The sequence below is a fragment of the Kitasatospora sp. MBT63 genome, from assembly GCF_000710465.2.
Lineage (GTDB): Bacteria > Actinomycetota > Actinomycetes > Streptomycetales > Streptomycetaceae > Kitasatospora.
In genome coordinates this window covers 1-4,982 of sequence record NZ_JAIZ01000264.1, presented here as the reverse complement: position 1 = coordinate 4,982, position 4,982 = coordinate 1, and the positions used below count along the sequence as shown (strand labels likewise).

The window sequence follows — 4,982 nt, the reverse complement described above, 5'->3', positions numbered from 1 at the left end:
CCGCCGAACCCCCGTCGCACCCGTCCGCCGCCCCCGCCGTGGCCGCCCCCGACGCGGCGGCCACCGCGCCGCCCACCCCGCGCGACATCCAGCTGATCCGGGCCAGCCTGGCCGTCGTCGAACCGGTCGCCGACCGGGCCACCGCCCACTTCTACGCGCTGATCTTCCTGCACCACCCCGAGGTCAGGGCCCTGTTCCCGGCGGCCATGGACGTCCAGCGGGACCGGCTGTTCCGGGCCCTGCTGCTGGCGGCCCGCAGCGCCGACGACCCGGCCGGCCTGACCGGCTACCTGACCCGGCTCGGCGAGGGCCACCGCAAGTACGGCACCCTGACCGGCCACTACGGCCCGGTCGGCGAGTGCCTGGTGGCGGCGCTGGCCAAGTTCTGCGGCAGCCGCTGGGACACCGAGACCGAACTGGCCTGGCGCCGGGTCTACGGCCTGGTCTCCCGGATCATGATCGAGGCCGCCGAGAGCTCCGCCCGCACCTCGCCACCCTGGTGGCAGGCGGAGGTGGTCTCGCACCAGCAGCGCACCCGGGACATCGCCGTGATCACCCTGCGCCCCGACCAGGCCTACCCGTTCCGGGCCGGCCAGTACGCGACGGTCGAGACGCCCTGGTGGCCCCGGGTCTGGCGGCACTTCTCGTTCGCCACCGCCCCCCGGCCGGACGGCCTGCTGACCTTCCACGTCAAGGCCGTCCAGGCCGGCTGGGTGAGCGGCGCGCTGGTCCACCGGGCGGCCCCCGGCGACGTCCTGCGGCTCGGCCCGGCGGCCGGGCGGATGGTGCTCGACGAGGCCGACGGCAGCGACCTGCTGCTGCTCGGCGGCGGCACCGGGATCGCCCCGGTCCACGCACTGGTCGAGGAGCTGGCGCAGCGGGGCGCGGACGGCCGCTCGGTCGAGCTGTTCTACGGCGCCCGCAGCCGGGCCGAGCTGTACGAACTGGACGCGCTGCGCCGGATCGAGCAGAGGCACCGCTGGCTGTCGGTGCACCCGGTGCTGTCCCCGCCGGCGCAGGCCCCCGGTGTCGCGCTGGCCGGAGAGCTGCCGGAGGTGGTCGCCCGGTACGCGCCCTGGCACGGGTACTGCGCGTACCTGAGCGGACCGGCGGCGATGGTCCGGCGCGGCGCCGCGGCGCTGGCCCGCGCCGGGGTGCCCGCCGAGCGGGTGCGGCACGACCTGGTGGGCGACCTGGCGGCCGGCTGACCGGCCGCCGCCCGGCCGGCAGGCCCACCGGGCCGGGCGTCAGCCCAGGTCGGGGGCGAGCAGCGCGCGGACTCCCTCGATGTTGGCCGCGAGGTAGGCGCGCAGGCTGGGCGGCACCACGTTGACCGCGGTGACGCCCTCGCGGGTGAACGGCAGCCGGACGATCTCGTACTCGCCGCGCGGCTCGTCCACCTCGGGACCGTGGCGCAGCGACGGGTCCATGGCCGACAGCCGGCAGACGAAGAAGTGCTGCACCTTGACCCCGTGCGGGTGGGCCAGGGTGCCGTCCTCGTGATGGGAGTGGGACACCGTGTCGACGAAGGCGGGCACCACGTCCTCGACCTTGCCGCCGAGCTCCTCGTCCACCTCGCGGTGCAGCGCGTCCACCACCGTGCGGTCGGTGGGCTCGACCCCGCCGCCGGGGGTGATCCAGTACGGCGGGCGGCCGGGGCGGGTGCGTTTGATCAGCACGATGGCGGCCTGCGCGTGCGGCCGCTCGGGATCCAGCTCCAGCAGGATCGCCCGGGCGGTGCGTTTGACGACTGGGCGGGCCGGGCCGGGCATGGCCACCTCCGGAGGGCTGGCGTTGTGCGGGATTCTGCCGCGCCGGGGCGGGGCCGAAACCCGTACAGGTGCACGATCGGGAGGATCGGGTTCCGCCGGCCGCCGCCGGGACGCCGTGCCACCACAGCCAACCGCAGACCCCACCCCGGGGCGAGCCCCCGGCCCGCGCGGGCCGGGCCGAACGAGAGGTACCGGCGCATGAGCAGCACCACAGTCCAGGACCACACCGTCATGCACCTGGTGGCCTCGGACCGGCTCTCCCTCCGCATCCTGGTCGACCTGGAGTACGACGCGGCCGATCCCTACGCCGTCCGCCTCACCTTCCACCTGCCCGGGGACCGGCCGGTCAGCTGGGTGTTCGGCCGCGACCTGCTCGTCGAGGGCATCAGGCGTCCGGCCGGCGAGGGCGACGTCCACGTCCACCCGGCGGGCAGCGGACCCGCCGAGGTCCGCCTGGTGCTGCACGCCCCCGGGCACGACGCGGTGCTGCGCGCGCCCGCCGCGCCGCTGATCGCCTTCCTGGCCCGCACCGACCGCCTGGTGCCGGTCGGTGCGGAGGTGGTCGCCGGCGACCTGGACGAGCAGCTCGCCGGCATCCTGTCGGCGCCCGGCCGGCAGGACACCGGCTGACCGGCAGCGCACCCGGCCTCAGTCGTCGCCGAAGGCCAGGTTGAGCCCACAGGAGACGATGCTGATGATCAGCGAGCCCAGCAGGGCCGCCCAGAAGCCTTCGACGTGGAAGCTCAGGTCGAGCTTGTCCGAGGCCCACGAGGTCAGCCAGAGCATCAACGCATTGATCACGAAGGTGATCAGGCCCAACGTCAGGATGAACAGCGGCAGCGAGAGCAGCTTCACCAGCGGCTTGATCAGGAAGTTCACCACACCGAAGATCAGGGCGACCGCGATCACCGTGACCGCCTTGTGCCACCAGTCGTGCCCGGACAGGGTGATCCCGCCGACGATCCAGGCGGCGACCCAGATGGCCGCCGCGTTGATCAGGGTTTTGATCGTGAAGTTCTTCATGACTCGGGATGGTGGCAGGCCGCGGCGCCGCTGGGAAGCGCCGGGTGCCACGGTCCGCCGCAGCCCCGGACGGGCCGCGGCGGGCCGCCCGATAGGGTCGGCCGGACAGAGAAGGACACCGCGGGAGCCCGCCGCAGCGGGCTGAGAGGGCGCTGACGGCCACCCGGCCACCGCCGCGCCGACCGCCAGAACCTGGCCGTGGCGCGGCACCACCGCAGCCCGGGTCGGGGAGGGAGCAACAGCAGTGGCACTGACCGACGAGCTCTGGGCGGCCATCGAGCCGGTCTACGCGGAGATCCTCGACCACCCCTTCATCGCCGGCCTCACCGACGGCACCCTGCCGCGCGAGGCCTTCCGGCACTTCGTCGTCCAGGACTCGCACTACCTGCGCGACTACGCCCGGGCGCTGGCCGTCTGCGCCGCCAAGGCGCCCTCGGAGGAGGACGTCCAGGCGTTCGCCGACGACGCCGTCGGCGCCATCGCCGCCGAGCAGGGCATGCACGCCGAGTTCCTGACCGCCTTCGGCGAGAGCGCCGAACAGGCCGCCGCCGCACCGGTCCTGCCCACCACCCGCGCCTACACCAGCTACCTGCTGGCCACCGTCTACGGCGGCTCCTTCGCCGAAGCCGTCGCCGCCGTGCTGCCCTGCTACTGGATCTACGCCCGCGTCGGCGAGCGGCTGCTCGCGCGGTCCTCCCCGGAGCCCCTCTACGCCAAGTGGATCTCCACCTACGGCGACGAGGCCTTCCAGGCCGTGGTCCGGCGGGTCCTCGCGCTCACCGACCGGCTCGGCGAGGAGATCTCCCCGGCCGAACGCCGCCGCATGGTCGAGCACTTCTCGACCACCTCCCGGTACGAGTGGATGTTCTGGGACGCCGCCTGGCGCGGCGAGACCTGGCCGGTGTGACGGCAACGGTCCGGGGCCGCCCCGGGGACCGGGCTCGGGGACTGCCCCGAGGCCCGGGCTCGGGGTGATCTCCGGGTTCTCTCGGGGGCGACGGCCCTCGTTTCACCGGTTGCCGCCGCCTACGATCGAAGTACCGAAAGCAACCGGGAAGAGCGGCGGACGAACCGGCGCCGAGCCCGAGGGGAGAGAAGGAACAGACATGGCCGAGCTCTGGAAGTCGCTGCCCTCGTGGGTGCGCAACATCGTCGTCCCGATCCTGGTGCTGGTGCTGGCCTGGAACCTGATCTGGTTCGTGGTCGGCGTCGTGGGCACCCTGGTCGCACTGCTGCTCAAGGTCCTGGTGGTGGTCGGCGTCGCCGCCGCCGTGGTGATCCTGGTCAAGAAGGCCGCAAAGAGCTGAACCGCCGCCGGCGCCCGCACCCCGCTCAAGGGGTGCGGGCGCCTTCCGCCGTCCGCACCACCGCCGCCAGGTGGTCCGCCAGGCCGTACCGCGGCACCCACCCCTGCGCCCTCGCCCTGCCGGTGTCCAGCACCACACTGCGGGCCAACTGGTCCAGCGCGTACGGCGTCAGCTCCGCCGAACGCGCCAACCGCGCCAGCGCGAGCGGCACATGAACGATCCGGGCGCGCACCCCGTACGCCCGCAGCACCCGGCGCACCACCTCGTCCCGCCGGTACGCCACCGCGTCCGCCACGTTGTACGCGCCCGGCGGCCACCCGGGCGCCGCCAGCGCCGCCTGCGCGAGGTTCTCCACCGCCGTCAGGCTGAGCGCCACATCCCGGCCCGGCAGCGCCAGCACACCCCCGCGCACCCGCGCCAGCAGCCGCGGCACCAGATGCGGATCCCCCACCCCGTACACCGCCCGCGGCCGCAGCACCACCGCGCCCGCATCCAGCGCCAGCCGCTCACCGAGCGCCTTGCTGCGCCCGTACCCGTTCAGGTGGCCGTCCACGGTCGGGTGGCTCTCCCGGACCGGCGCGCCACCCGGCCGGGGGCTGTACACGCTGGCGCTGCTCACCCACACCACCGGCCGGCCGGCCGCCGCCGCCAGCAGCCGCCCGGTGCCGCCGACGTTCACCTCGTACTGCCCGGCCTCGGCCAGGGACCCCACCGGGTGATCGCCCACGGCCGCCGCGCAGTGCACCACCAGGTCGGCCCCGCCCAGCTCCGGCACCCCGGCCGCAGCGTCCCAGAACACGTGCCGGCCCACCGGACCCGGCCGGCGCCCCACGCACAGCACCTCCGCCCCGCCCGCGGCGGCCGCCCGCGCCACGTACGA

At 74.8% G+C, this 4,982-nt stretch carries 7 protein-coding genes; 4 read left to right on the top strand and 3 right to left on the bottom strand.

Going from position 1 to position 4,982, the window contains the following annotated elements; all coding sequences use genetic code 11:
- On the top strand, nt 1-1,208 hold a 1,208-nt coding region (locus AA75_RS16635), incomplete at its 5' end, for a globin domain-containing protein (protein WP_149038181.1).
- Nucleotides 1,209-1,247: 39 nt separating this feature from the next.
- Here the strand turns inward: AA75_RS16635 and AA75_RS16630 are convergent.
- Entirely contained in the window at nt 1,248-1,772 is a 525-nt protein-coding gene (locus AA75_RS16630) for an NUDIX domain-containing protein (RefSeq protein ID WP_033820833.1), read from the bottom strand.
- Nucleotides 1,773-1,970: 198 nt separating this feature from the next.
- Between AA75_RS16630 and AA75_RS16625 the strand changes: the two genes are divergently transcribed.
- Nucleotides 1,971-2,402 (top strand): SsgA family sporulation/cell division regulator, encoded by a 432-nt coding sequence (locus AA75_RS16625; RefSeq protein ID WP_033820832.1) that lies wholly within the window; start codon nt 1,971-1,973, stop codon nt 2,400-2,402.
- 18 nt (nt 2,403-2,420) lie between these two features.
- Here AA75_RS16625 and AA75_RS16620 read toward each other — a convergent pair whose 3' ends face one another.
- A complete protein-coding gene (locus AA75_RS16620; RefSeq protein WP_033820831.1) occupies nt 2,421-2,795 on the bottom strand; it encodes a phage holin family protein in 375 nt (124 codons plus the stop codon).
- Between the two features lie 244 nt (nt 2,796-3,039).
- Between AA75_RS16620 and tenA the strand changes: the two genes are divergently transcribed.
- Together tenA and AA75_RS16610 are read left to right on the top strand one after the other, a co-directional pair.
- Nucleotides 3,040-3,702 carry a thiaminase II gene (gene tenA / locus AA75_RS16615; RefSeq protein WP_033820830.1) on the top strand — a complete coding sequence of 221 codons (663 nt, stop codon included), beginning with the start codon at nt 3,040-3,042 and terminating at the stop codon, nt 3,700-3,702.
- Between the two features lie 199 nt (nt 3,703-3,901).
- Nucleotides 3,902-4,102, top strand: coding sequence for a DUF5326 family protein (locus tag AA75_RS16610; RefSeq protein ID WP_033820829.1), 201 nt, complete (start codon nt 3,902-3,904; stop codon nt 4,100-4,102).
- 25 nt (nt 4,103-4,127) lie between these two features.
- Here the strand turns inward: AA75_RS16610 and AA75_RS16605 are convergent.
- On the bottom strand, nt 4,128-4,982 hold an 855-nt coding region (locus AA75_RS16605; RefSeq protein WP_033820828.1), incomplete at its 5' end, for an NAD(P)-dependent oxidoreductase.